Below are 25,754 nucleotides of genomic sequence, written 5' to 3'. Positions count from 1 at the left end.
ACGATTACTTCACTTCAATAACGTTCAGACGCATCTCGTCCAGCTGAGTGTCATCTTCTTCCGGCTGCCAGCCCGCTGGCTGCATCGGGATCTCTTCGCGATCGAATGCCAGATCGCCACCGTTCACCACTTCTGAACCGTGCTTAATGCCTTTGAAATCAAACAGGTTAATATCACTCAGGTGCGAAGGCACCACGTTCTGCATCGCGCTGAACATGGTTTCGATGCGGCCCGGGTAACGTTTGTCCCAGTCGCGCAGCATATCGCCAATCACCTGACGCTGCAGGTTTGGCTGGGAGCCACACAGGTTGCACGGAATGATCGGGAAGGCTTTCGCCTCGGAAAAACGCTCGATGTCCTTCTCGCGGCAGTAGGCGAGGGGACGGATCACAATGTGCTTCCCGTCATCGCTCATCAGCTTCGGTGGCATGCCTTTCATTTTGCCGCCGTAGAACATGTTCAGGAACAGCGTCTGTAAGATGTCATCCCGGTGGTGACCGAGAGCAATTTTGGTCGCGCCCAGCTCGGTAGCCGTGCGATACAGAATGCCACGACGCAGGCGGGAGCAGAGCGAGCAGGTGGTTTTGCCTTCGGGGATCTTCTCTTTGACGATGCCGTAGGTGTTCTCTTCGACAATTTTGTACTCAACCCCCAGCTGCTCCAGGTATTCCGGCAGGATATGTTCCGGGAATCCTGGCTGCTTCTGATCCAGGTTGACGGCAATTAATGAGAAATTGACCGGTGCGCTTTGCTGAAGATTGCGCAGGATTTCGAGCAGGGTGTAACTGTCTTTGCCGCCAGACAGGCAGACCATGATGCGGTCGCCTTCTTCAATCATGTTGTAATCCGCAATGGCTTCGCCTACGTTACGGCGCAGACGCTTTTGCAGTTTGTTGAGGTTGTACTGGTCTTTCTTGGTAATTTCTTGATTTTGCGACATTTAATAGTGGCTCAATTCGTTTGTGGCTAAAGCCGCCCAGGCGGCCCACCGTTAAGATGGGGGGCAGCAGGTCAACATGAAAAAGTATGGCGTGTATGGTACGGATTACGGCGGTGAATGTCAGCACGTTTTACAGCAAACGCCTGCCGCCTGGCTGGTTTTAAACAATAGACGCTATAGTTGTAGTCCATCCATAAAACGGGAGGTAGTCATGCAGTATGTTGAAAAAGATGACCCACGCGAGGCCCCGGAGTCGGGCGATAAAAAGCCCCAACCCGTCAAAAAATAGCTGACCGTGCGTCATGCCCACGCCACCGGCATTTGCTGGTGGCTTTTTTATGCCTTCACCCGCCCGCGCCACCCTGACGGCGCTCAGTAAGTAGTGCTGTATCGTCCTTGCGTACTCATCAAAAAGGCCCATGTGTTGTTGAAGATCAATTCTGTACGATAGAGAAGAGACAGGTACTGAAGGCGATAGTCAGCAAAAACACGACTGATACGATGAGGTGCTAACGATGGGTAAACAGTGGCAATTACTGATAGGTATGTTTGTTTTACTGGCAGTATTTTCATCCGCAAAAGCAGATACCACGGCGATGGGACTGACGTTAGGTAAAACCACGCTGCAGCAGTTCATTAAAGCCTATCCTTCCGCCCAGCATGAGGGGCGTAGTAAGTGGAGCGACGGTGATATTTTCTCTATTCCCAATAATGAACTGGGATTAGAGGGCGCAAAAAATAATGCGGTTATCTTCAATCAAGCGGGAAGGATCACCGCGATTATGCTTGAGCTGGATAAGACACGATTTGATGAAGTTCAGAGTATGCTCGAGCATAAATATGTGGCGCTGAAAAAACAGATCTCTTTCGCCGGTGACAAATACGCCAAATACCAGAATGAAAATGATTTAATCGAGCTCGATGCCCCGTATTTAGCACCCGTCATGAAACTCACCTACTCAGAACAACTCTTCCAGGAGGCCTGGCTGAAAAAGAGCGCGCAGGAATTTAGCCGCCGCTGATAACGGCGCAGGGGGGGAGGCTGGCTTACACTTAGCCGGTACGCGGCGTTCCGTCACGCCGTTCAGGCGAGTCATGCTTATCGGAAAGGAGCCAGTTATGGCAAATAAAGTCTCTGGCCAGTGCCACTGTGGTGCGGTCAGGTTTACCGTTGAACTCTCGGACGGGTTCAACACTATCCGGCGTTGTAACTGCTCGTTCTGCCGGATGCGCGGGGCAATCGCGGTCTCCGCGCCGTTATCCGGGCTGGACATTATTCAGGGCGCGTCGCTGCTGACCGAGTACCGGTTTAACACCCGGGCGGCAGTGCACTATTTTTGTTCGGTCTGCGGGATTTACACCTTCCACCAGCGTCGTTCAACGCCAGATCAGTATGGCGTCAACGTCGCCTGCCTTGAGGGCGTCTCGCCGTTTGATTTCCCGGAGGTGCTGGTGATGGAGGGAAGAGACCACCCTAACGACGGGGGTGGCGGTGTGGCCGGTGTGCTGAGCTATCGCGCTACCGACTGATAGTGCAGACATTTATCAGGGCAGGTCATGAGCACAGGGGATGTGCGATCAAGCAATTTTTCTCTCTTTGAATTTGCCTTTCACTACCCCGTCATAGAAACGTCCCTTTGAAACCACACTCAGGAAATCGTTAAAAATACGCACAGGCACGGACTGATATTGCCAGGCGCTGTGATCCCGAAAACGGACTTCCAGCGTCTCGTTGCTTGTATCGTAGGCAATCGAGGCGATGCGCGAAGATTTAACAGAATGGTGGTTCACGATAGCGAGTCCTCTACAGCCGGGCAGACATGAGATTTATCTTGTATCAGAAAGGTTAAGCGGCGCAACAAAATTTGAAGGCAAGGCGGCAAGGGATATAAAGCGTTAGCCCGCGCCGTAACGCGGGCTAATTTCATCAGAACTGGTAAACCAGACCGACGGCGACGATGTCATCGGTGCCGATGCCATTGTCTTTGTAGAACTGCTCGTCTTCATCCAGCAGGTTGATTTTATAATCAACGTAGGTAGACATATTTTTGTTGAAGTAGTAAACCGCACCGACTTCAGCATATTTAACCAGATCCTGATCGCCCTGACCATTGCCCAGGTCTTTACCTTTAGACTGCAGGTAAGAGACCACCGGACGCAGGCCGGAATCAAACTGGTACTGAGCCGTTACTTCGAAGTTCTGGGTTTTGTTTGCTACCGCGTCATCCTGGTTGCCGTACGGGGTCATGTTACGGGTTTCAGAGTACATGGCTGCCAGGTAGATGTTGTTGGCGTCGTATTTCAGACCAGTAGTCCATGCGTCCGCTTTGTCGCCGCCTGCGGTGGTTTCGTTAACCTGTGCATTGGTACGGTCAGAAGAGGTGTAGGCCGCCGCCGCGCTGAAGCCCATACCGAAGTCGTAGGAGGTGGAGATACCGAAACCGTCACCGTTCTCATGACGTACGTCACGGCCATTGTTGGTGCCTTCGTTACCGTTACCGCTGTCTTCGTTGTTACCCTGGTACTGCAGGGCGACGTTCAGGCCTTCAACCATGCCGAAGAAATCGCTGTTACGGTAGGTCGCCACGCCGTTCGCACGACCGGTCATGAAGTTATCGGCTTTGGTGTAGGTGTCGCCGCCGAATTCTGGCAGCATATCGGTCCAGCCTTCCACGTCGTACAGCACGCCGTAGTTACGGCCATAATCAAATGAACCGTACTGGTCGAATTTCAGACCAGCAAACGCCAGACGGGTCCAGGACTGATTTGATGAACCTTCGGTGTTGTTTGCCTGAATATTATATTCCCACTGTCCGTAACCGGTGAGCATATCGTTGATCTGGGTTTCGCCTTTGAAGCCGATACGCATATATGTCTGGTCGCCATCAGCACTGCTATCGTCGGAGAAATAGTGCAGACCGTCAATTTTACCGTAAAAATCTAATTTGTTGCCGTCCTTATTATAAATTTCAGCGGCATTTGCTGCGCCTGCCATTAACAGGGCAGGGATTATCAGAGCCAGTACTTTTCTTTGCATTGTGACTATTCCTTATGCTGTTTTTATATTTAATATTTTTAAACTTTCCATTGAACTTTCTGCGTTGGAAAGTGGTCTCATGCTAAATCACTCTTCCTTCCAGCGATAAAGCATAATTGTTACCAATTAAGTGAAATCTCAAGTATTTGCTGCCAGTGAAACAGTCATAAGTTCAGTGAATGCATTAAATAAAACTATATAAAACAAAAATTACTCATTTCTCAATAAACTCAGTAGACTCTGGTTTGTTATATGCCTGTAGTATTTTGTCCGTTTATTTGATAAATACTTTTCTGATTCATAACTGATATTTATTGCTGAACAGGATCACCCGCCAGTACTTTCCTGGCGGGTTTTTTTATAGCCAAAGAAAAGCCCGGACATGCCGGGCTATATATGTTATTCGCTGACCGACTTTTCGGCTTTCCCGGCTAGCTGCGCCAGGAAGTCGTAGCGTTTTTGCAGATCGGCGGCGGCATCCTTCCACAGCTGCTCTGCCACTTCGGGCTGCTGGGCGTTGAGGCGACGGAAGCGTTGCTCCTGCATCAGCGTCTCTGCCAGCGCATCCGACGGTGGACGGGAGTCCAGTGCCAGCGGCAGCTTACCCTCATCGGCACGACGCGGATCGAAGCGGTACAGCGGCCAGAAACCGGTAGCCGTCAGCTGGCGCATCTGATCGTGGCTCAGGGCCAGATCGTAGCCGTGCTCCTCGCATGGGCTGTAGGCGATGATCAGCGACGGACCCGGATAGGCTTCTGCCTCCTGAATCGCCTTCACGGTCTGGTTCAGCTGTGCCCCCAGTGAGATCTGCGCCACATACACATGACCGTACATCATCATGCTGACCCCCAAATCTTTGCGCGCCTTGCGTTTGCCGTGCTCGCCGAACTTGGTTACCGCCCCCAGCGGCGTCGCTTTTGACGCCTGGCCGCCGGTATTGGAGTAACACTGGGTATCCAGCACCAGAATATTGATGTTCTCGGTCAGGCTCAGGACATGATCCAGCCCGCCAAAGCCGATGTCATAGGCCCAGCCGTCACCGCCAATCAGCCAGATCGATTTCTCGACCAACGCATCGGCATCGGTTAACAGCTGCTCAGCGCCATCAACGCCCGCCAGATGCTGACGCAGCTCCGCCACCTGCTGACGGCGCACATCCGGCGTGGCCTCGCTGTGCAGGGTGCTGTTGAGCTCTGCCGGGATGTTGTCGGCAAACTGTTCCAGCAGACGCATCACGCGCACCCGGTGCTGATCCACCGTCAGACGGAAGCCCAGGCCAAACTCGGCGTTATCCTCGAACAGCGAGTTCGCCCACGCCGGCCCGCGACCGTTAGCATCGGTGGTGTACGGCGTTGACGGCAGATTGCCGCCATAAATCGACGAACAGCCGGTGGCGTTGGCGATCAGCATCCGGTCGCCATACAGCTGGGTCAGCAGCTTGATGTACGGCGTTTCGCCGCAGCCGGAACAGGCCCCGGAATATTCGAACAGCGGGGTGATCAGCTGCGAGGTACGAATATCAATGCGCTCGAGGCTGTTGCGATCGATTTCCGGCAGGTCGAGGAAGAAGTCATAATTCACCTTCTCCTCTTCCACATGCTCAAGGCGCGACATCATATTGATGGCCTTGATCTCCGGGTTCTGGCGATCTTTCGCCGGGCAGACTTCCACGCACAGGTTACAGCCAGTGCAATCTTCCGGTGCCACCTGCAGAACATATTTCTGGCCGCGCATGTCGCGGGATTTCACATCCAGCGAGTGCAGGCTGGCCGGGGCGCTCTCCATTGTCTCAGGCGAGACGACTTTGGCGCGAATAGCGGAGTGCGGGCAGGCCGCCACGCAGTGGTTACACTGTGTGCACAACTCCTCTTTCCAGATCGGGATCGCTTCGGCGATATTGCGTTTTTCCCAGCGGGTGGTCCCCATCGGCCAGGTGCCGTCCGGCGGCAGGGCGGAGACGGGCAGGGCATCGCCCAGACCGGCCAGCATCGCGGCGGTAACGGTTTTGACAAAATCCGGCGCGGCATCGGAAACTACCGGCGGGCGGTTCGGGCTCTGAGCATTCACCGGCTGCAACGGCACTTCCGCCAGCGACTCCCGCGCCAGGGCCAGCGCCTGCCAGTTGCGTTCCACCAGCTCCTGGCCTTTGCTGCTGTAGCTTTTGGCGATCGCGCCTTGCAGTTCCATCAGGGCGCTGTCGCCTGGCAGGATCTTCGTCAGATGGAAAAACGCCATCTGCATAACGGTGTTAATACGTGCCGCCAGGCCGCACTCACGGGCGATTTTTGCCGCATTAACGATATAGAATTTGGCTTTTTTCTGATTCAGCACCGCCTGTACTTCCTGCGGCAGCCGCCCCCAGACCTCATCGGCACTGTAGGGGGTATTGAGCAGGAATATGCCGCCCGGTTTCAGGCGCTCGGCCATCTGGTATTTGTCGATAAACTGCAGCTGGTGGCAGCCGACGAAATCGGCCTGCGACACCAGATATGCCGAGCGGATCGGCTGCTCGCTGACGCGCAGGTGGGAAACCGTCAGGCCCCCGGCTTTCTTCGAGTCATAGACGAAATAGCCCTGGGCATACCACGGCGTGGAGTTACCGATGATCTTGATGTTGTTTTTGGTGGCCGACACGCTGCCGTCGCTGCCCAGACCGTAAAACAGCGCTTCAAGCTTCGCGGTGGAGGGCAGGGTATTTTCCGGCAACGACAGCGACAGATTGGTCACATCGTCATAGATACCGACGGTGAAACGCGGCTTCGGCTTCGCGGCGCTCAGCTCGTTGAAGATCGCCAGCACGCACTCCGGACCGAACTCTTTGGAGGAGAGGCCATAGCGTCCGCCAATCACCCGCGGCAGGGTCTCGCGCTCGCCGCCGTTGAAGGCCTCGGCCAGGGCGGTCATCACGTCGAGATAGAGCGGTTCGGCCTGGGCGCCCGGCTCTTTGGTTCGATCCAGCACCGCCACCGACCGCACGCTCTCCGGCAATACCGCCAGCAGGTGTTTCGCGGAGAACGGGCGATACAGGCGCACCTTCAGAACCCCCACTTTTTCACCCCGGCTCAGCAGCTCGTCCACCACCTCTTCACAGGTACCGATGGCCGACCCCATGATCACAATCACGCGCTCCGCCTGCGGATGGCCGTAATACTCGAACGGTTTGTACTCGCGTCCCGTGGCGGCGGCAAAGTCGGTCATCGCCTGCTCTACGTGGTCATAGACCGCGTTGTACCACGGGTTGGTAGCTTCCCGGGACTGAAAGTAGGTATCCGGGTTGGCGGAGGTACCGCGGATCACCGGATGTTCCGGATTCAGTGCGCGGGCGCGGTGGGCGTCAATCTCCGCCTGCGGGAGCAGGCTGCGGATGGTGTCGTCGGAAATTGACACGATCTTGTTAATCTCGTGCGAGGTACGGAACCCGTCGAAGAAATGGATAAACGGCACCCGGCTTTTCAGCGTCGCCATATGGGAGATGAGGGCAAAATCCTGCGCCTCCTGCACGCTGGCGGAACAGAGCAGAGCGCAGCCGGTCTGGCGCACGGCCATCACATCGGAGTGATCGCCAAAAATCGACAGGGCGTGGGTGGCGATGGTGCGCGCTGCGACGTGCAGCACGAAGGGGGTGAGTTGTCCCGCCAGCTTGTACAGCGTCGGGATCATCAGCAGCAGCCCCTGCGACGAGGTGAAGGAGGTGGACAGCGCCCCGGTCTGCAGCGCGCCGTGGACGGTGGCAATCGCCCCGGCTTCTGACTGCATTTCGACCACGCGAGGGACATCGCCCCAGACGTTCTTCAGCCCGTTTCCGGCCCAGGCATCCGCCTGTTCAGCCATGGTTGAGCTGGGTGTAATGGGATAAATGGCGATCACTTCACTGGTGCGAAACGCGACGGACGCGACTGCGCCATTCCCGTCAATAGTTTGCATATGACACCCTTACATTGCGCAAAGAAAAAGGGACCCGTGACACGTCGACGCGTCCTGTTGTTATCTTTTTATTTTAGCAAAGGCCCGCTGAAACGATTTTCGCTTTTGTGTCCTGCTTATTAATGCCATCAATGGTTTGATCAAACTTTTGCCTGAAAATAGTCTGCAATTGTTTTGACAGCGCAGAAAACCGCGCTTCGGCTCTCGACGGCAGAGCGTGGGATGCCTATTATGCATAGGTTTTGCAATTCAATATGGGGAGAGAATATGCGCGCAGCATTTTGGGTAGGGTGTGCCGCTTTGTTACTGTCGGCCTGTAGCAATGAACCAGTACAGCAGGCTACCGCCGCGCACGTCGCGCCGGGGATGAGAGCGGCAATGTCCAGTTCCGGCGAGGCGAATTGCGCCATGATTGGCGGGTCGCTGTCCATTGCGCGTCAGCTGGATGGCTCAGCCATCGGCATGTGTGCGCTGCCTAACGGCAAACGCTGCAATGAACAGTCGCTTGCCGGCGGTTCGTGCGGGACTTACTGATTACTCAGCGCGCTTAAAGACCAGCGTCGTCTCTGCCGTCGCCAGGGTTAACACGTCTTCCGTCAGATCGACCTGCGTACCGTTACGCAGCATCGTGCCGATCGCGTGGTCCAGGTCATTGAGCTGTGGCTCGGTACACAGTTTTCGCGTCATGGCGAGCGCTTTTACCTTGAGCTCGCCATCTGACAGCTTGCCCTGTCCGCTGAAGCGGTTACACATCGCGCCGGATACGGCCAGGTCTTCCCCAAAGGCGATTTCTGGCGGGGTAGTAGCCGGGTTGATGGCGGTGCCATTGATGCTTTGCAGCACAAAGCGGTGCTGCTGAAGCTGTTCTTCCTGAACAGAGGCTTTTCCTGGATTGACACAGCCTGCCAGCGCCATGCTGAGGATCGTTACTGCGACGAGCGTTTTCATGGTTCTTCTCAATATATTCACTTCATAAATATCTAATGCATAGTCTATTGCGCTGGCGGGAATTGTCTTGCGGGAAAATCTGAAAACCGGGCGGGGTTTGTTCCCTCTCCCTTGAGGGAGAGGGGGAATTACATCACTCAGAACAACGCATTCGGACTCGCTTCGCCTTTCTCCAGCTGGCTCAGGTTCCCCAACGTGGTCTCCGAAATACTGATCAGCGCCTCGGCGGTCAGGAACGCCTGATGGCCGGTAAACAGCACGTTGTGGCAGGCGGACAGGCGACGGAACACGTCATCCTGGATCACGTCATTAGACTTATCTTCAAAGAACAGATCCCGTTCGTTCTCATATACGTCCATCCCCAGCGCGCCGATTTTTTGCGTTTTCAGCGCTTCAATGGCCGCCTGAGAGTCCACCAGGCCACCGCGGCTGGTGTTAACAATCATCACTCCATCTTTCATCTGGTTAAATGCGCTCTGGTTAAGCAGATGGTAATTGTCTGCGGTCAGCGGGCAGTGCAGGGAGATGACGTCTGACTCGGCATACAGGGTCGCGAGGTCGACATACTCCACGCCCATCTCCAGCGCGGCAGCGCTTGGATACGGGTCGAACGCCAGCAGGCGCATACCAAAGCCTTTCAGGATCCGCAGCGCGGCGATACCGATTTTACCGGTGCCGATCACCCCTGCAGTTTTGCCGTACATGGTGAAACCGGTCAGCCCTTCCAGCGAGAAGTTGGCATCACGGGTACGTTGATAAGCACGGTGAATACGACGGTTTAAGGACATCATCAGGCCGATGGCATGTTCAGCCACAGCTTCCGGGGAGTAGGCCGGTACGCGTACCACCTGCAGACCCAGCTCTTTGGCCGCGTCGAGGTCAACATTGTTGAAGCCCGCGCAGCGCAGCGCGATGTACTTCACGCCCTGTCTTTTTAACTCTTCCAACACTGGGCGACTGCCGTCATCGTTAACAAAAATACAGACCGCATCGAAGCCGTGGGCGGTTTTGGCTGTTTTTTCGTTAAGCAGAAAGTCGAAAAATTCAAGTTCGAATCCATATCCCTCGTTAACATGTTGCAGATACTTTTTGTCGTACTGCTTTGTGCTATATACCGCGAGTTTCATAAGACTTTCTCCAGTGATTTTGGAACTACGTTAGCATGATTAAAATAATCATACAAATTATAAAATATTATTGAATTCAATAAGTTCTGAGAATGATTTTACACCATCCCACCTCCCGCAGGTGAAATAGAGAAGGCGCGCTTTTCATCTCACAATAAAGCTAAATAAAACAAAAGCATAAAATTAATTTACTGCCGTCTCGCTCGATATAACTATAAGCGTAACTTATAGTTTCAGGGTGGCGACTTGCTGCATCTACAATCGGAGTTTCAAAATGAAATCCACCGCACAACATGTCTCAAAAGAACAACCTAAGCAGCCGCAAAAGAATCAAGATGAGCAGACCAAACAGAAACCAGGTAAATCGAAATAACCTCTCATAACGCAGTTTGACGGAGGCTTTATGGCTGATCGTCCCGACTATATTGATCCCATTCCTGATGATGAACCACTTCCTGGTGGCAGCGATCCCCTCCCGGGTGACACCGATCCACTCCTCCCGGGTGATGACATACCTGATGTGAATGACCCGCTGGATCCTGATGACCCTGATGTGATCAGAAGATAGGGTCAGAAACTGCTTTTCAAAACCGCCTCCGGGCGGTTTTTTGTTGCCCTGAATGGGCGTGGGCGGAGATTAAAAACGCTCACATTCATAATTAACACATCTATTCTTAAACAGGCCTTCGCTTCACCTGCCTGACGAAACATGCCACAATATTCCATACTGTCGGCTAATTTTTTGGCTAAATCAGGATATTAACTGCCCATGAGGGGTAAATACAAAGCCGCAATCGCGCTACTGCTGCTGATCGTTCTTTTGCCGCTGACGCTGCTGCTGACCCTTGCGCAGTGGGTCCCTACGCTTGCCGGGATCTGGCTGCCTGCCGGTACACGGATCGCGTTTGAAAAAAGCCCGCGCCTGACCCGCAACGCGCTGGTGATCGCCGATCTGCGCTATCTGGTAGACGACTGCGAAATCGCCCGCATCGAAGACGCTACCCTCAGCCACCCGAGCCGCTGGAAAATCGACATCGCCGGACTGGATCTCAACAGTGCCTGCCTGAGTAAAATCCCCGCCAGTGAATCCACGCCCGCCGCACCGCGAACGCTGGCCGAGTGGCAGTCGCTACTGCCCAATACCTGGCTGACCATCGATCGCCTGACGCTCTCTCCCTGGCAACAGTGGCAGGGGAAGCTAACCGCCTCGCTGACTCCGACGCGACAGGAGATCGCTTACCACGGAGATCAGTTTAGCCTGCGTGGCACACTCCGGGGACGTTCTCTGACCGTCAGCGACGTCACGCTCAATTTGCCCGATAACCCGCAGCCCGTGACCCTGGTGGGGGAATTTACCCTGCCGCTGGTGCCGGACGGCCTGCCGGTGCAGGGACATGCGGCAGCGACCTTCTCGGTGCCGCAGCTTCCGTCGCTGGTGGATGCCGATCTGGCGTGGCAGGACAATCAGGGCCAGCTGGTGATGGTAGAACGGGATAGCGGCGAGCCGCTGCTGGATCTCCCCTGGCAGATCACGCCCGACCAGTTGACCATCAGCGACGGGCGCTGGCGCTGGGATCGCGCGGGTATTCCGTTGAGCGGTCGCCTGGGGCTGAAGATCGATAACTGGCAGCAGGGCACGGAGCGCGCCGTTATCAGCGGGCGGATGAACGTCCTGACTCAGGGGGATGCCGGGAAAGGCAACGCGGTACTCACCTTTGGCCCCGGCAAGCTAAGTATGGATAACAGCGCCATGCCGCTGCAGCTCACCGGCGTGGCCAAACAGAACGATCTGATCCTCTATATCGGGTTGCCCGCCATGCTGACCGGTAGCCTGGCCGAGCCCCGGCTGGCCTTTGCGCCAGGGGCGCTGCTGCGCTCCCGCGGGCGAATTATTGATTCCCTGAATATCGATGAAGTGCGCTGGCCGCTGGCCGGGGTAGCGCTGACCCGCAAGGGTATCGACGGTCGCCTGCAGGCCATTTTGCGCGCCCATGAACAGGAGATGGGGGATTTCACCCTGCACCTTGATGGCCGGGCGAATGATTTCCTGCCGGATAGCGGCTTATGGCAGTGGCGCTACTGGGGTGAAGGCAACTTCACCCCGATGCAGGCCCGCTGGGACGTGGCGGGCAGGGGCGAGTGGCGCGACAGCGTGATTGAACTCAGCGAACTCTCAACCGGGTTCGACCAGCTGAAGTACGGCTCGATGCATGCCAGCGCCCCGCGAATGGTGCTGGACAGCCCGATCCGCTGGCAGCGCGATCCCGCCCGGACACACTTCAGCGGCGCATTATCCTTTGACGCCGGGGAAACCACCTTCACCGGCGGCAGCGTATTACCGCCGTCGACGGTCAAATTCAGCGTGGATGGCAGCGATCCTACCCTGTTCCAGTTCAAAGGCACCCTCAACGCCGAAGCGATCGGCCCGGTGCAACTGAACGGGCGTTGGGATGGGGAGCGTCTGCGCGGCCAGGCCTGGTGGCCGAAGCAGTCCCTGACCGTCTTCCAGCCGCTGGTGCCGCCGGACTGGAAAATGACGCTGCGCGAAGGAGAGCTGTACGCTCAGGTGGCGTTCTCCGCGGCGGCCGATCAGGGCTTTGAGGCCGGGGGCCACGGAGTAGTAAAAAGCGGCAGCGTCTGGATGCCCGATAACAAAATCAATGGCGTCGATTTCGTTCTGCCGTTCCGCTTCAGCGAAGGCACCTGGTCGCTGGGCACCCGTGGTCCGGTGACGCTGCGGATCGGCGAAGTGATCAATCAGGTTACGGCCCACAACATCACCGCCGATTTGCAGGGCGACTACCCCTGGAGCGAAGCGAATCCGCTCCTGCTGACCGACGTCAGCGTGGATCTGCTGGGGGGCAAAGTGACCATGCAGCAGCTCCGCATGCCGCAGCACGACGCGGCTCTGCTGCGGGTGAATAACATCTCCTCCAGCGAGCTGATTAGCGCCATCAATCCGAAACAATTTGCCATGTCCGGGCCGTTCAGCGGGGCGCTGCCGTTCTGGCTGGACAACGAGAAGTGGATCATCAAAGATGGCTGGCTGACCAATTCTGGCCCGATGACCCTGCGTCTCGACCAGGACACCGCTGATGCTCTGGTTGCCGATAACAGTGCCGCAGGGGCGATTAACTGGCTTCGCTATATGGAAATTTCGCAGTCGTGGACGACACTCAATGTAGATAATCTGGGTGAATTAACCCTGGCATCGACCCTCCGTGGCGCCAGCCGTTCCGGGGGCCAGACGCAAGCCGTTAACCTTAACTACACCCATCAGGAGAACCTGTTCACCCTCTGGCGCAGCCTGCGTTTTGGCGACAATCTGCAGACCTGGCTGGAGCAACACTCAGCATTACCGGATAACCGCTGCCCGACAGGCAAGGAATGTAAGGAACAACCATGAAAAAGCTGGCCGGTGGGTTCACCGCGATTGTGATCCTGACGCTGACAGGCTGTACGCCGAGGATCGAAGTGGCGGCGTCGAAAGAGCCAATCACCATCAACATGAACGTTAAAATTGAACATGAAATCCATATCAAAGTGGATAAAGACGTCGAGACGCTGCTGAAATCACGCAGCGATCTGTTCTGAGGTAGCCATGAAAAAATTCATCCCGCTGATGATATTGACGCTGGGGCTCTGTGCGCCCGCGCTGGCACTGACCCTCAACGAGGCCCGCAGTGCCGGACGGGTCGGTGAAACCCTGAGCGGTTATATTGCGCCACGGAGTCAGGATCGCGAGACGCTGGCGCTGGTGGAGCAGATCAACAAGGCCCGTACCGACAGCTATCAGAAGCTTGCCGACAGCAATAACCTTCCGGTGGATGAAGTGGCGAAAATGGCCGGGACAAAGCTGGTATCGCGCGCTAACGCCGGCGAATATGTCCAGGGGATAAACGGCAAGTGGATGCAGAAGTGATCAGCGGTGGCGTTTGCGGTACTCGCCAGGCGACACGCCAAAACGCTGCTTGAAGGCCGTGGAGAAGTGGCTGTGATCGGTAAACCCCCAGCTGTAGCCAATGCCCGCCAGCTTTTCATCGTCGCCGGTGGCGCGCAGCATCTGCGCGCACAGATCCAGACGGCGATTTTTAATGTACTGCGCCACCACCAGCCCTTTCTCGGCAAACATCCGGTACAGGCTCCGGACTGACATTCCGCACTCCGTGGCAATCCACTCCGGACGCAGGTGCTCGGCCTGAATATGGTCGTCGATCAGGCTCAGCACATGGGTGAACTGACGTTCCTTGCGCGGCGTCACGCTGTCACGCTGCTGCAATACCGGGCGCAGCAGGCAGACCATCGCTTCGAGGGCGGCTTCGCTTTCGGTTTCGCTTAATGCCGGGTTGTTCATGCTGTCCTGCAGCAGGCGATAGCTGAGCTGGACGGTGGGCAGGCTGCGGGAGAGCTTTTGCGCGCAGGTCACTTCCTGAAAGCGAAAGTGTTGCTCAAGGATCTGACGTGGCAACAGGAGCGAGATCTGACGTGATTTTTCCGGCCAGTAGATTGAGCAGGGGCGGGAGGCGTCAATCAGGGTGATATCCCCGGCGTTGAGCACAATCTGGCGGTCATCCTGCTCCAGTCCCGCTTCGCCTTCCAGCTGAAACACGGTGTAGAACCAGGCGTCGTTGCTGGTCTTGATCTCCTGACGGGTACGAAACAGATTCACACCGCCGGCAGTAACGGTGCTCAGTTTCAGATTGCCGGTCCAGGTCGACTCCAGCTCGCCATAAAACTCGCCGCTCATCGGCCGGGCAGCAAAACTGCCGCAAACCTGGTTAATCTGCGCCAGCCAGCGCTGGTAGTTGTCCTGTTCGTCTGCAAACATGTCATACCCGCTACGTCGTCAATGTTTAAACATTGTTGCATTTATGTTTCGAATTACCCGTGACATGGGGCGAAATCCAGGCAAAAACTCCGCTGCCCAACAGAGCGAAACGGCGGTATTGTCGCGTTTTGCGGTGCCTGTCACAGCGGACAAAGCGAATGTCACAGAGATAAAAGCGCATTCGGCAAAGCCATCTTAGACTGCGTTGACACCCTGCGAATAATAAGGAATCGCTATGTCTGATACACAGGTCGACGTACTGCCCAGCGTGCAGCAATTTCTGGATCGCCAACATGGCCTCTGGATTGAGGGACGCCAGTCCGCCTCCGACAGCGAAAAGCGTCTGGAGATCTTTAACCCGGCCACCGGCCAGGTAATTGCCTCGACGGCCGATGCCAGCGCGCAGGATGTGGACCGCGCGGTGATGTCCGGCTGGCGCGCTTTCGTGGCCCGCAGCTGGTCAGGTAAACTGCCTGCGGAACGTGAACGTATTCTGCTGCGCTTTGCCGATCTGGTGGAGCAGCACACCGAGGAGCTGGCCCAGCTCGAGACCCTGGAGCAGGGTAAATCCATTAACATCTCCCGCGCCTTTGAAGTGGGCTGCACCCTGAACTGGATGCGCTACACCGCCGGGCTGACCACCAAAATTTCCGGCAAGACGCTGGATCTCTCCATTCCGATGCCGCAGGGGGCCCGCTATCAGGCCTGGACCCGCAAAGAGCCGATTGGCGTGGTGGCCGGGATCGTGCCGTGGAACTTCCCGCTGCTGATCGGCATGTGGAAAGTGATGCCCGCCCTGGCCGCTGGCTGCTCCATTGTGATCAAACCGTCGGAAACGACACCGCTGACGTTGCTGCGCGTGGCCGAACTGGCTAGCGTTGCCGGGATCCCGGACGGCGTCTTTAACGTGGTGACCGGCAGCGGGGCGGTGTGTGGCACCGCGCTGACCAACCATCCGCATATCGCCAAAGTGAGCTTCACCGGCTCGACCGCCACCGGTAAACAGATTGCACGCGCGGCCGCCGATCGCCTGCTGGGTGTGACCCTGGAGCTGGGAGGTAAAAACCCGGCCATCGTCCTGAAAGATGCGGATCCGGCGTGGGTTATCGAAGGGCTGATGACCGGCAGCTTCCTGAACCAGGGCCAGGTCTGTGCGGCAAGCTCGCGCATTTACATCGAAGCGCCGCTGTTTGATACCCTGGTGAGCGGCTTTGAGCAGGCGGTAAAATCCCTGAGCGTCGGGCCAGGTATGTCCCAGGAGGCGCACATCAACCCGCTGGTCTCCCGTGCCCACTGTGACAAAGTGCAGACCTTCCTCGACGAGGCGCAGTCGCGTCAGGCCGAGCTGATCGTCGGTAATCGCGGCCCGAACGGTGAGGGCTACTACGTTTCGCCGACGCTGGTGGTCAACCCGGACGCCAGCCTGCGTCTGACCCGCGAAGAGGTGTTTGGTCCGGTGGTGAACCTGGTGCGCGTCGCCGACGGCGAAGAGGCCCTGCGCCTGGCGAACGATACCGAATACGGCCTGACCGCCAGCGTCTGGACGCAAAACATCAGCAAAGCGCTGGAGTACACCGACCGCCTGCAGGCCGGCACGGTATGGGTCAACAGCCATACCCTGATCGACGCTAACCTGCCGTTCGGCGGCATGAAGCAGTCCGGCACCGGCCGCGATTTCGGCCCGGACTGGCTGGATGGCTGGTGTGAAACTAAATCGGTGTGCGTGCGATATTAGGTAAAAGCAAAACGGTCACCTCGGTGGCCGTTTTTAGTGTTTGCGCCCTCTCCCTGTGGGAGAGGGTCGGGGTGAGGGCATCAGGCCGCACAATGCCCGTAGGCCGGGTAAGCGCAGCGCCACCCGGCAATTTCTCCGGAAGTAAGTTACGGTGTCACAATATTGAACCAGAACTCAAACTTATCCATATAACCCAGCATGGTATCCAGTTTCGTCCCGTCCCCGGTTACCTTCACCGCACCGCTCTCCTCAGCCTGTTTCAGGGTGGTCTCCTTGAGGATGATTTTATTTAGCGTATCGCGGTTAAGCGTAATGGTGGCGTCAGCATCGGTGGCTTCGGCATTGGCGGTGTGGTTCAGCACCCCGTTCTCCAGCTCCAGCTTGTACTTCCCGCCGTCACTGCCCAGATCGATATTAAATACCGATTTCGCCGTCCCGGCTTTGTCGCCGTTAATATGCACCGCCAGATAGTCGAAGAACATCTCCGGCGTCATCGCCCGCACTGTATCCGGGCTGGCAGTATTCGGGGTCGGGCCTTTCACCACGCCGTTACGCAGTTCCTGCGCCCCGGTGAGATAGAAGTTACGCCACGGGCCAGACTCCGCCTGATAACCCAACTGCTCCAGCGCATCCGCCTCCAGATTGCGTGCCGCCTGGTTGTTCGGATCGGCAAATACCACTTTACTCACCACCTGCGCCACCCAGCGATAGTTCCCCTGGTCGAAGTCGGTTTTGGCCTTCTGCAGAATGGCATCCGCGCCGCCCATATACTCAACGAATTTCTTCGCGCCTTCTTCCGGTGGCAGCTCGTCCAGAGTCGCCGGGTTGCCGTCGAACCAGCCGAGATAGAGCACGTAGGTGGCCTTCACGTCATGGCTCACCGAGCCGTAGTAACCGCGGTTCGCCCAGGTGTGCGCCAGCGAATCCGGCAGCTTAAAGTTGGCGGCGATTTCGTCCCGGGTCAGCCCCTGATTCGCCATACGTAAGGTCTGATCGTTGATATAACGGTAGAGATCGCGCTGGCTTTTTAGCAGATTATTGACGTTCTCTTTGCCCCAGGTCGGCCAGTGGTGTTGGGCCATCAGGACTTCTGCTTTATCACCCCAGCGCACAATGGCTTCGTTGATATATTTCGACCACGGCAGCGGCTCGCGGATCTTCGCCCCGCGCAGGGAGTAGGTGTTGTGCAGGGTGTGCGTCACATCCTCGGCAGTCTCGATCAGCTTTTTCTCTTCGATAAACCACAGCATTTCCGACGGCGCTTCCGAGCCCGGGGCGAGCATAAAGTCATAGGTCAGGCCGTCGATGGTCTCCTTCTGGCCATCTTTTTCGATGATATTGGTCGGCGCAAGCAGGGTAACGGTCCCGGCGGAAGTGGTGGTACCCAACCCGGCACCGACCTGGCCTTTGGCATCCGGTTTCAGCAGGTTGCCGTACATGTAGCTGGCGCGGCGGCTCATCACGTTCCCGGCCATAATATTCTCTGCCACCGCGGCTTCAATAAAGCCAGCCGGGGCGTAGATTTTCACCTTCCCGGCTTTAACATCGGCCTCATCCACCACCCCGCGCACGCCGCCGTAATGGTCGACGTGGCTGTGGGTATAGATCACCGCTACCACCGGCTTCTGCCCGCGGTTTTTAAAATAGAGATCCATCCCGACTTTCGCCGTTTCCGCCGATACCAGCGGGTCAACGACGGTCACGCCGGTGGTGCCTTCGATAATGGTCATATTCGACAGATCGAGGTTGCGGATCTGATATACCCCGTCCGTCACCTCAAACAGGCCGCTGATATTAATCAGCTGCGCCTGACGCCATAAGCTGGGGTTGACGGTATCCGGCGCTTTGTCGCCCTCTTTAATAAACGCGTATTGTTGCGGATCCCAGACCACGTTGCCTTGTTCACCTTTGATCACCTCCGTGGGGAGCGGGGCGATAAAGCCTTTATGAGCATCGGTAAAGTCGGTGTTATCGGAGAAGGGCAGTTGACTAAAGAGGGCGTTATTGGCTTGTTGGGTGGCAGCGGCGGCGTCTTTTGGCGCTTCTGCGGCAAACGCAGGAGTGCCAGCAGAAATAAAAAAGCCTGCAAGCGCAAGGCTTCTTGCTATCAGATTGAATCTCATCCTGAAAACCTCTCAATGTGCATACAGCGGCGTAGGGGAAACTTCGCGTGATGACCAGAAAAACGTTTTAAGAAAGGCAACCCGGACGGCATGGGTATGATTAACTATAAGCAGGCAAATACATTCAGCAAATAAATCCGTTAATGATAATTAATTATCGTGCGGCGGAATTGCCCGGCAGCAAGGTAAAAGCAAAACGGTCACCTCCGGTGACCGTTTTTTGTGTTTGCACCCTCTCCCTGTGGGAGAGGGCCGGGGTGAGGGCATCAGGTCGCACAGTGCCCCGACAATGCCCGGCGGCGCTATGCTTGCACGGGCCTACGGGTTTACTGCCCCTCTTTCTTCTTGCCCAAAGACGGCGTTTCGTCGAAGAAGTTCCAGGGTTTGAGCAGGGTATGCACCCACTCGGTTGGCATGATCGGCCACTCCTCCGCCCGCGCCACGTGGGTCGTACCGGTGGTCATCCACACCACGTTATCCTGCTTATCCAGCGACTCGTTATCCTTGCTGAACTGGCCCAGCCCCTGATCCTGGCTGGAGCGGTTCGGGAATTTCCCTTCCGGGTACATCTCGTTCGGATGGTATCGGGTCACCCACAGCTGTTTATCCATAAAGCTCAGACGGTGATAGATCCACTCGTCCGGAGCGAACTTCGCGCCGGTGGCCACCGGGTGCGTACCGCCCGCATACGGGATGATCTGGTAGGAGACCGGGTTGCCCATGCGGTTCTCCTTGCTGGTGTTGCTCAGCAGACGAATGGTGCCCGGGTCAAATTTTTGCGCCGCCTGCTGCTCGGTATCGATGTTGTACTGGTTGATTTGCAGGGTACTGGTACGTGGGCCGCCCGCGGTGTTCGGCTTCACCTCCGGATCCATCGCCACCAGGCTGTTGCTGGTGCCATCCACGTCCATATCCAGACGGAAGTTATAGATGTGCTGATGGGTGGTCCCGACGATGTTGTGGTCGATCAGGGTCCCGTATTTGGTATCCTCTTTGGCGCTCGGGTCGTGCATGGTTTTCGCCGTCACCCCTTTCACCGCTTCGATACCGGTCGCCCCGGCATCGATGCCGATGGTGCCGTTTTCGTGGAACACCCAGTCGAAGATGTAGTCGTAGTTGCCGACGGTACTGATCCAGCGCACTACCAGCTCACGACGCTCGGTGCTGACGTTCGGCTGATTCATCTCCTGATGCTTATACTCCGGCCCGGCGTAGCGTTCGAAAATCGCCATCGCCCGTGGGATCTCCATCGGCGCCCCGGTGTAATCCGGGATGGTCTGATTCAGCAGCACGGCATTGGACGGCACATCTTTGCCGCGCACCAGCGGGGAGGTCAGAGTGCCCATCCCGTAGTCGCCGGAGTCGAGATAAGCTTTGAAGTACCAGCCCACGTCCGGGTCGCCGTAAGGCACGATCATCCCCCCCAGCGATCCTTCATACATCACCTGGCGTTTTTTGCCGTTGTCGTTAAAGGTCACGGTGGAGATGATGGGCCCGACGCGGGAGTCGAGGCTCAGATGGAAGTCCCAGTTCTGCCAGTGGATCATATTGCCGGTGATGGTGTAGTTCTTGCCTTCCGGCTCGGTGATCTCCAGCGGTTTATGGGCGACCGGCTCGCGGTCGCGGCCGTCATAAGGACGAGGTTCCATCGGTACCGGGACAATCGCACCTTCTTCGATTTTGACGATCTTCTTCTCGATCAGATCCACCACCGCCACCAGGTTTTCAATCGGGTGCGCCCAGTAGTTACCGTCGCCCGTGTCCAGATAGCTCACCACTTTCAGCAGGCGATCTTCCTGCTTCAGGCCATCTTTGCCGTCAAAGTAGCCGACGGTCAGCGGGGTGGTCATCACCTTGCCCGGGTCATTGATCCCGCGTGTTTTCAGCGCGTCGGCATACTCCTGGCTGCCGGTGACGATCTTCTGTACCGCCATAAAGTCATCCAGCAGCACCATGCCGTGGGCATCTTTAATCGGCTCCCAGTGCATGATTTTCTTATCTTTCAGATCCACCAGCGCTTCGATAACGAATTTGCCGTCCAGCATGGTGACATTGGCCTGACGCGGCGCATCCACCGCCGTGCCGTTCAGCACGAAGTCCCACACTTTGGCTTTTTCCGGCTCGGCCAGAGCGATCTGGGTAAAGCGGGTATTGGGTTTAAAGTCCGGCGAGGCTTTCACAATCTCGACAGCCTGTTTAATTTCATCTGCGGACAGGGCGTTCAGCGGGTGCGGGGTCTTCTCCACCTGGAAGGTCTGGTCGAGGCCGGACTGGAACACATCGTTGACAAAGGTATCGGCGATCCAGGCCTTATTGTCCTTCATCACCACCGGTGCCTGTAGGGTGAGCGGTTTACCGTTGACGATGGCAGTGGTTGCGCCCGGCTTCACTTTGATGAAGGCCCCGTCTTTGCTGATGGTGTAGATCCCGGCATAGTCGTCCCATTTCACATCAGCGCCAAACTCGGCCAGGGTTTTGTCCATCTCGACCATATGCGCCGCGCTACCGTGAGCCAGCACCTGACCGGAAAAGAGACAAGCAACGGCCAACGCCAGCGCCGTTTTACGTGGAGAAAAGATTGAGGAGCTTCCCATGATTAACCTCTGTTGTATGTGTTGTTATCCACTCGGGACCGCTGTTCTGCGCGCGGTTTATTCATAGCCAACATAGCAATATCGCTGTGCGTACCGTTTGCCTGCATTTGCCAGATGTTTTGTCAGATGTGCCAGAAGCCGGGTAACGTGCGCGACGTTACCCGGTGGGAGGGGGATCAGGCGTCAAAATCGCCGTGCTGGCGGGAGACGAGGGTCAGAATCGAGTAGAGCGCCACCGGCTGCTGGTGCTGGTTGACGATCTCAACCGACCACTCGACCACGCCGGTCGGTTTCTCTTCCGCCGTGCGCTGTTTCTTCAGGGTCTTGCGCTTACAGGTCAGACGCACCTGGATGGTATCGCCCGGTTTCACCGGCTCGATAAAGCGCAGGTTCTCCATGCCGTAGTTGGCGATCACCGGCCCGACGCCCGCATCGACGAACAGCCCGGCGGCGGCGGAGATCAGGAAGTACCCATGCACCACGCGCTCGCCAAAAATCGACTCCGCCGCGCCAATCTTGTCCATGTGGGCGTAGAAATGATCTCCGCTCAGGCAGGCAAAGTTAACGATATCGGTCTCGGTCAGGGTGCGGCGCGGGGTCAGCAGGCTGTCGCCCGGCTGCAGCTCTTCGAAGTATTTGCGGAACGGATGGACGCGATCCTCCTGCACTTTGGCGCCACGCACCCACTGCTGGCTGATGGCGGCCAGCATGCTCGGGCTGCCCTGGATCGCGGTGCGTTGCAGGTAGTGTTTCACCGCCCGCAGACCGCCCAGCTCTTCGCCACCCCCGGCACGGCCCGGACCGCCGTGCACCAGCTGCGGCAGCGGGGAGCCGTGGCCGGTAGACTCTTTGGCCGACTCTTCGTTGAGGATCTGGATACGCCCGTGGGCCCGCGCGGCCCCGGCGATGAACTGACGCGCCAGGCGCAGATCGGCGGTCACCAAAGTCCCGGCGAGGCTGCCTTCCCCGGCGCGGGCCAGGGCCATGGCGTGTTCGCGGTCCTGATACGGCATCAGGGTGGCAACCGGGCCAAAGGCTTCGGTGGCGTGTACGGCCGGGGTTTCGTCCGGCTGCGGGCAGAACAGCAGCGTCGGCGGGAAGAAGGCCCCGGCGGCGTTCAGGTCGGCTTTACCGCCCAGACGGATCTGACAGCCTGCCGTCACTAAGGCATCCACCTTCTCCTGCACGTCAGCGCGCTGGTCGGCGTTGACCAGCGAACCCATCTTGATCCCTTCCTGGGCCGGGTCACCCACGGCCACTTTCTCCAGCCGGGCGATCAGCGCCTGGCTGACGGCTTCCACCTGCGCCTGCGGCACAATAATGCGGCGGATGGCGGTACATTTCTGTCCGGCTTTGGCCGTCATCTCCCGCACCACTTCGCGGATAAACAGGGCAAACTCCGGCTGCTCCGGAGTGACGTCATCCCCCAGCACGCAGCAGTTCAGGGAGTCGGCTTCCATGGTAAACGGAATCGATCGGGCGACGATGTTCGGGTGGACGCGCAGCATCTGGCCGGTGACGGCGGAGCCGGTAAAGGTCACCACGTCCTGATGATCGAGCTGGTCGAGAAGATCCCCCGCGCCGCCGCAGATCAGGCTGATGGCGCCGTCCGGCACCAGGCCGCTGTCGACAATCGCTTTTACCATCGCCTGGGTCACCTGGGCGGTGGCGGTGGCCGGTTTGATGATTGCCGGCATCCCCGCCAGCCAGGTTGGAGCCAGTTTTTCCAGCATTCCCCAGCAGGGGAAGTTAAAGGCGTTGATGTGGACGGCCACGCCGGATTTCGAGGTCAGGACGTGACGGGCGGCAAAACCGCCTTCTTTCGACAGGGGGATCAGTTCATCTTCCGGCCACAGGGTATCGTCCGGCAGTTCGCGGCTACCGAGGCTGGCGAAGGTGAACAGCGTCCCAATCCCGCCCTCGATATCTACCCAGCTGTCGGCGCGGGTCGCTCCGGTCTGCGCGGAGAGGGCATAGAACATCTCTTTCTGGCTCATCAGATGTTTTGCCACCGCTTTCAGCATTGCGGCGCGCTCGATAAAGGTCATGGCGTGAAGTGATTCACCGCCTTGCTCAATGGCGTAACGACGCGCGGCGGCCATATCCAGCCCTTCGCTGGTGACCTGCCAGAGGGTTTCGCCGCTGATGGCGTGCTGAATAGTGCGCTCACGGCCCCGGCCAGACTGCCAGGTGCCGGACAAAAAGCTGGCTAACTGCTGCATTTTTCTCTCCGAGTGGTTCGTAATTTCACTATAGATAGTTTGATTATGAATCATAAAATGCAAGGGATGTTTTAATGATTTGTTAACAGTGTGATCTTGTCTGACTATTCCTGCTTCCTGTTTTCCGCCGCAGAAGGGGCTCAGCAAAAGCCTTGCGAGCCACATCACAAAATAAACAAACACTCCTTGGGGTTATATTTAACCTTTGTGTAACTTTTAAGAAACTAAGTGATTCATCATTGAATGAAATTTACCAGTTAAACGAATCATAAGGGTGATGACGTGACGGAAGAACAACGCTTTGAACAGCGAATCGCGCAAGAGACGGCCATCGAGCCGCAGGACTGGATGCCTGACGCGTACCGCAAGACGCTGATCCGCCAGATTGGTCAGCACGCCCACTCCGAAATTGTCGGCATGCTGCCGGAAGGGAACTGGATCGCCCGCGCCCCGACGCTGCGCCGCAAGGCCATCCTGCTGGCGAAAGTGCAGGATGAAGCCGGACACGGCCTCTATCTCTACAGCGCGGCGGAGACGCTGGGCTGCGCCCGGGAAGACATCTACCAGAAGATGCTCGACGGCAAGATGAAGTACTCCTCGATCTTCAACTACCCGACCCTGAGCTGGGCCGATATCGGCGTGATTGGCTGGCTGGTGGATGGTGCGGCCATCGTTAACCAGGTGGCGCTGTGCCGTACATCGTATGGTCCTTATGCCCGGGCGATGGTGAAAATCTGTAAAGAAGAGAGCTTCCACCAGCGTCAGGGCTTTGAAGCCTGCATGGCGCTGGCTCAGGGCAACGAGGCCCAGCGGCAGATGCTGCAGGACGCCATCAACCGTTTCTGGTGGCCAGCGCTGATGATGTTCGGGCCAAACGACGACAACTCGCCGAACAGCGCCCGCAGCCTGGCCTGGAAGATCAAACGCTTTGGTAACGACGAGCTGCGTCAGCGCTTCGTCGATAACACCGTCCCGCAGGTGGAGATGTTGGGGATGACCGTCCCGGATGCGGATCTGCACTTCGATGCTGAAAGCGGTCACTACCGTTTCGGCGAGATCGACTGGCAGGAGTTTGACGACGTTATCAATGGCCGTGGGATCTGCAATCACGAGCGTCTGGCCGCCAAGAATAAAGCCTGGGAAGAGGGGACGTGGGTGCGCGAAGCCGCCCTGGCGCACGCAGAAAAACAACACGCCCGCAAGGTTGCGTAAGGGGAATCACGATGAGCAAAACATACTGGCCGTTATACGAAGTGTTTGTCCGCAGCAAACAGGGGTTGTCTCACCGTCACGTCGGCAGCCTGCACGCCGCCGACGACCGCATGGCGCTGGAAAACGCCCGCGATGCCTACACCCGCCGCAGCGAAGGCTGCTCCATCTGGGTGGTGAAGGCGAGTGAAATCGTTGCCTCGCAGCCGGAAGAGCGCGGTGAGTTTTTCGATCCGGCGGAAACCAAGGTTTATCGTCATCCCACTTTCTACACCATCCCTGATGGCATCGAGCACATGTGAGGTCCGGGATGAAAACGTTAACGCACTATGTTCTGCGTCTGGGTGATAACGGCCTGGTGCTCTCTCAGCGTCTGGGGGCCTGGTGTGGCCACGCCCCGGAGCTGGAGATTGACCTCGCGCTGGCCAATATCGGCCTCGACCTGCTGGGCCAGGCACGCAACTTCTTAACCTACGCCGCCGAACTGGAAGGGGCGGGCGATGAAGATACGCTGGCCTTCCAGCGCGACGAACGCCAGTTCAGCAACCTGCTGCTGGTGGAGCAGCCGAACGGCAACTTCGCCGACACCATTGCCCGACAGTACTTTATCGACGCCTGGCACGTGGCGCTGTTTACCCGTCTGACGAACAGCCGCGACCCGCAGCTGGCCGCCATTGCCGCCAAATCCATCAAAGAAGCGCGCTATCACCTGCGCTTCAGCCGTGGCTGGCTGGAACGCCTGGGGAACGGCACGGCGGTTTCCACGCAGAAAATGCAGCAGGCGATCAACGACCTGTGGCGTTTCACCGCCGAGCTGTTCGAAGCCGACGAGATCGACTTAGGCCTGGTGGCCGAGGGTATCGCCGTCGATCCGCGCAGCCTGCGTGACGAATGGGAAGCGGAAGTCTTTGCCGGGCTGAACGCGGCGACGCTGAGCGTGCCGGAAGCGTCGGCCTATCGCAGCGGCGGCCGTAAAGGGCTGCACACCGAACATCTGGGACCGATGCTGGCAGAGATGCAATATCTCCAGCGCGTCAATCCCGGCCAGCAGTGGTAGAGCAGGAGAG

The 25,754-nt window shown here is 57.4% G+C and carries 22 protein-coding genes and 1 pseudogene; 12 read left to right on the top strand and 11 right to left on the bottom strand.

Features of this window, described 5'->3' with window-relative positions; genetic code table 11:
* Positions 1-4: 4 nt before the first annotated feature.
* Together ttcA and G7090_RS23935 are read right to left on the bottom strand one after the other, a co-directional pair.
* Complete coding sequence (gene ttcA, locus G7090_RS12395; protein WP_106993087.1) at positions 5-940, bottom strand: tRNA 2-thiocytidine(32) synthetase TtcA; 936 nt, start codon at positions 938-940, stop codon at positions 5-7.
* Positions 941-1,014: 74 nt separating this feature from the next.
* A pseudogene (locus G7090_RS23935) lies at positions 1,015-1,119 on the bottom strand (hypothetical protein); the annotation flags it as partial.
* A 32-nt stretch (positions 1,120-1,151) separates the two neighbouring features.
* On the opposite strand from G7090_RS23935, the gene G7090_RS23770 reads away from it, so the two are divergent.
* From G7090_RS23770 to G7090_RS12385, 3 genes are all read left to right on the top strand, one after another.
* The gene (locus G7090_RS23770) at positions 1,152-1,229 is read left to right on the top strand and encodes a hypothetical protein (protein WP_225759512.1); all 78 of its coding nucleotides are present in this window, start codon (positions 1,152-1,154) and stop codon (positions 1,227-1,229) included.
* A gap of 226 nt (positions 1,230-1,455) precedes the next feature.
* Positions 1,456-1,962, top strand: coding sequence for a hypothetical protein (locus G7090_RS12390; RefSeq protein WP_166182630.1), 507 nt, complete (start codon positions 1,456-1,458; stop codon positions 1,960-1,962).
* 97 nt (positions 1,963-2,059) lie between these two features.
* Entirely contained in the window at positions 2,060-2,470 is a 411-nt protein-coding gene (locus G7090_RS12385) for a GFA family protein (protein ID WP_166182629.1), read from the top strand.
* Positions 2,471-2,518: 48 nt separating this feature from the next.
* Here the strand turns inward: G7090_RS12385 and G7090_RS12380 are convergent, their stop codons facing one another.
* The 3 genes from G7090_RS12380 to nifJ form a co-directional block, all read right to left on the bottom strand.
* A complete protein-coding gene (locus G7090_RS12380) occupies positions 2,519-2,731 on the bottom strand; it encodes a KTSC domain-containing protein (protein WP_106993083.1) in 213 nt (70 codons plus the stop codon).
* 136 nt (positions 2,732-2,867) lie between these two features.
* The gene (ompC, locus tag G7090_RS12375; protein ID WP_166182628.1) at positions 2,868-3,977 is read right to left on the bottom strand and encodes a porin OmpC; all 1,110 of its coding nucleotides are present in this window, start codon (positions 3,975-3,977) and stop codon (positions 2,868-2,870) included.
* 399 nt (positions 3,978-4,376) lie between these two features.
* Positions 4,377-7,901: a pyruvate:ferredoxin (flavodoxin) oxidoreductase gene (gene nifJ, locus G7090_RS12370; RefSeq protein WP_166182627.1), complete on the bottom strand. Its 3,525-nt coding sequence runs from the start codon at positions 7,899-7,901 to the stop codon at positions 4,377-4,379.
* A gap of 267 nt (positions 7,902-8,168) precedes the next feature.
* Here nifJ and G7090_RS12365 point away from each other — a divergent pair, with 267 nt between their 5' ends.
* The gene (locus G7090_RS12365; protein ID WP_166182626.1) at positions 8,169-8,435 is read left to right on the top strand and encodes a DUF333 domain-containing protein; all 267 of its coding nucleotides are present in this window, start codon (positions 8,169-8,171) and stop codon (positions 8,433-8,435) included.
* On the opposite strand, the gene hslJ is transcribed toward G7090_RS12365, so the two are convergent.
* Together hslJ and G7090_RS12355 are read right to left on the bottom strand one after the other, a co-directional pair.
* Positions 8,436-8,849, bottom strand: coding sequence for a heat shock protein HslJ (hslJ, locus tag G7090_RS12360; RefSeq protein ID WP_166182625.1), 414 nt, complete (start codon positions 8,847-8,849; stop codon positions 8,436-8,438).
* A 137-nt stretch (positions 8,850-8,986) separates the two neighbouring features.
* Positions 8,987-9,976 (bottom strand): 2-hydroxyacid dehydrogenase, encoded by a 990-nt coding sequence (locus G7090_RS12355; protein ID WP_166182624.1) that lies wholly within the window; start codon positions 9,974-9,976, stop codon positions 8,987-8,989.
* Positions 9,977-10,379: 403 nt separating this feature from the next.
* Between G7090_RS12355 and G7090_RS12350 the strand changes: the two genes are divergently transcribed.
* From G7090_RS12350 to G7090_RS12335, 4 genes are all read left to right on the top strand, one after another.
* Positions 10,380-10,544, top strand: a complete 165-nt coding sequence (locus G7090_RS12350) for a hypothetical protein (protein ID WP_166182623.1) — start codon at positions 10,380-10,382, stop codon at positions 10,542-10,544.
* A 201-nt stretch (positions 10,545-10,745) separates the two neighbouring features.
* Positions 10,746-13,382: a YdbH family protein gene (locus G7090_RS12345; RefSeq protein WP_166182622.1), complete on the top strand. Its 2,637-nt coding sequence runs from the start codon at positions 10,746-10,748 to the stop codon at positions 13,380-13,382.
* The gene (locus tag G7090_RS12340) at positions 13,379-13,570 is read left to right on the top strand and encodes a YnbE family lipoprotein (RefSeq protein WP_059307766.1); all 192 of its coding nucleotides are present in this window, start codon (positions 13,379-13,381) and stop codon (positions 13,568-13,570) included. The genes G7090_RS12345 and G7090_RS12340 overlap by 4 nt, the downstream gene beginning before the upstream one ends.
* Before the next feature lie 7 nt (positions 13,571-13,577).
* Entirely contained in the window at positions 13,578-13,898 is a 321-nt protein-coding gene (locus tag G7090_RS12335; protein ID WP_166182621.1) for a YdbL family protein, read from the top strand.
* Here G7090_RS12335 and feaR read toward each other — a convergent pair whose 3' ends face one another.
* Positions 13,899-14,804, bottom strand: a complete 906-nt coding sequence (feaR, locus tag G7090_RS12330) for a transcriptional regulator FeaR (RefSeq protein ID WP_166182620.1) — start codon at positions 14,802-14,804, stop codon at positions 13,899-13,901.
* A 235-nt stretch (positions 14,805-15,039) separates the two neighbouring features.
* Between feaR and G7090_RS12325 the strand changes: the two genes are divergently transcribed.
* Positions 15,040-16,539 (top strand): aldehyde dehydrogenase family protein, encoded by a 1,500-nt coding sequence (locus G7090_RS12325; RefSeq protein WP_166182619.1) that lies wholly within the window; start codon positions 15,040-15,042, stop codon positions 16,537-16,539.
* 146 nt (positions 16,540-16,685) lie between these two features.
* Here G7090_RS12325 and G7090_RS12320 read toward each other — a convergent pair whose 3' ends face one another.
* The 3 genes from G7090_RS12320 to paaZ form a co-directional block, all read right to left on the bottom strand.
* Positions 16,686-18,662 (bottom strand): alkyl/aryl-sulfatase, encoded by a 1,977-nt coding sequence (locus G7090_RS12320; RefSeq protein WP_166182618.1) that lies wholly within the window; start codon positions 18,660-18,662, stop codon positions 16,686-16,688.
* A 326-nt stretch (positions 18,663-18,988) separates the two neighbouring features.
* Entirely contained in the window at positions 18,989-21,256 is a 2,268-nt protein-coding gene (tynA, locus tag G7090_RS12315; protein WP_166182617.1) for a primary-amine oxidase, read from the bottom strand.
* Between the two features lie 176 nt (positions 21,257-21,432).
* On the bottom strand, positions 21,433-23,478 hold the full coding sequence (paaZ, locus tag G7090_RS12310; protein ID WP_166182616.1) for a phenylacetic acid degradation bifunctional protein PaaZ: 2,046 nt from the start codon (positions 23,476-23,478) through the stop codon (positions 21,433-21,435).
* Positions 23,479-23,760: 282 nt separating this feature from the next.
* Between paaZ and paaA the strand changes: the two genes are divergently transcribed.
* The 3 genes from paaA to paaC are packed head-to-tail and all read left to right on the top strand — an operon-like array spanning position 23,761 to position 25,744.
* Positions 23,761-24,690 (top strand): 1,2-phenylacetyl-CoA epoxidase subunit PaaA, encoded by a 930-nt coding sequence (paaA, locus tag G7090_RS12305; protein ID WP_166182615.1) that lies wholly within the window; start codon positions 23,761-23,763, stop codon positions 24,688-24,690.
* A gap of 11 nt (positions 24,691-24,701) precedes the next feature.
* Positions 24,702-24,989: a 1,2-phenylacetyl-CoA epoxidase subunit PaaB gene (gene paaB, locus G7090_RS12300; protein WP_106993070.1), complete on the top strand. Its 288-nt coding sequence runs from the start codon at positions 24,702-24,704 to the stop codon at positions 24,987-24,989.
* 8 nt (positions 24,990-24,997) lie between these two features.
* Complete coding sequence (gene paaC, locus G7090_RS12295) at positions 24,998-25,744, top strand: 1,2-phenylacetyl-CoA epoxidase subunit PaaC (RefSeq protein ID WP_166182614.1); 747 nt, start codon at positions 24,998-25,000, stop codon at positions 25,742-25,744.
* Positions 25,745-25,754 lie beyond the last annotated feature (10 nt).

The organism is Leclercia sp. 29361 (assembly GCF_011290365.1).
GTDB lineage: Bacteria > Pseudomonadota > Gammaproteobacteria > Enterobacterales > Enterobacteriaceae > Enterobacter > Enterobacter tamurae.
Note: the sequence above shows the minus strand (reverse complement) of the source record. Positions and strands in the feature narration are given on the sequence as shown.

Coding starts and splice junctions, on each gene's coding strand:
- G7090_RS12340 (WP_059307766.1), top strand. CDS start 13,379: ATGAAAAAGCTGGCCGGTGGGTTCACCGCGATTGTGATCCTGACGCTG.
- feaR (WP_166182620.1), bottom strand. CDS start 14,804: ATGTTTGCAGACGAACAGGACAACTACCAGCGCTGGCTGGCGCAGATT.
- G7090_RS12345 (WP_166182622.1), top strand. CDS start 10,746: ATGAGGGGTAAATACAAAGCCGCAATCGCGCTACTGCTGCTGATCGTT.
- G7090_RS12350 (WP_166182623.1), top strand. CDS start 10,380: ATGGCTGATCGTCCCGACTATATTGATCCCATTCCTGATGATGAACCA.
- G7090_RS12385 (WP_166182629.1), top strand. CDS start 2,060: ATGGCAAATAAAGTCTCTGGCCAGTGCCACTGTGGTGCGGTCAGGTTT.
- G7090_RS12390 (WP_166182630.1), top strand. CDS start 1,456: ATGGGTAAACAGTGGCAATTACTGATAGGTATGTTTGTTTTACTGGCA.
- paaC (WP_166182614.1), top strand. CDS start 24,998: ATGAAAACGTTAACGCACTATGTTCTGCGTCTGGGTGATAACGGCCTG.
- nifJ (WP_166182627.1), bottom strand. CDS start 7,901: ATGCAAACTATTGACGGGAATGGCGCAGTCGCGTCCGTCGCGTTTCGC.
- paaZ (WP_166182616.1), bottom strand. CDS start 23,478: ATGCAGCAGTTAGCCAGCTTTTTGTCCGGCACCTGGCAGTCTGGCCGG.
- tynA (WP_166182617.1), bottom strand. CDS start 21,256: ATGGGAAGCTCCTCAATCTTTTCTCCACGTAAAACGGCGCTGGCGTTG.
- ompC (WP_166182628.1), bottom strand. CDS start 3,977: ATGCAAAGAAAAGTACTGGCTCTGATAATCCCTGCCCTGTTAATGGCA.
- ttcA (WP_106993087.1), bottom strand. CDS start 940: ATGTCGCAAAATCAAGAAATTACCAAGAAAGACCAGTACAACCTCAAC.
- G7090_RS12320 (WP_166182618.1), bottom strand. CDS start 18,662: ATGAGATTCAATCTGATAGCAAGAAGCCTTGCGCTTGCAGGCTTTTTT.
- G7090_RS23770 (WP_225759512.1), top strand. CDS start 1,152: ATGCAGTATGTTGAAAAAGATGACCCACGCGAGGCCCCGGAGTCGGGC.
- paaB (WP_106993070.1), top strand. CDS start 24,702: ATGAGCAAAACATACTGGCCGTTATACGAAGTGTTTGTCCGCAGCAAA.
- G7090_RS12355 (WP_166182624.1), bottom strand. CDS start 9,976: ATGAAACTCGCGGTATATAGCACAAAGCAGTACGACAAAAAGTATCTG.
- G7090_RS12365 (WP_166182626.1), top strand. CDS start 8,169: ATGCGCGCAGCATTTTGGGTAGGGTGTGCCGCTTTGTTACTGTCGGCC.
- G7090_RS12335 (WP_166182621.1), top strand. CDS start 13,578: ATGAAAAAATTCATCCCGCTGATGATATTGACGCTGGGGCTCTGTGCG.
- G7090_RS12325 (WP_166182619.1), top strand. CDS start 15,040: ATGTCTGATACACAGGTCGACGTACTGCCCAGCGTGCAGCAATTTCTG.
- hslJ (WP_166182625.1), bottom strand. CDS start 8,849: ATGAAAACGCTCGTCGCAGTAACGATCCTCAGCATGGCGCTGGCAGGC.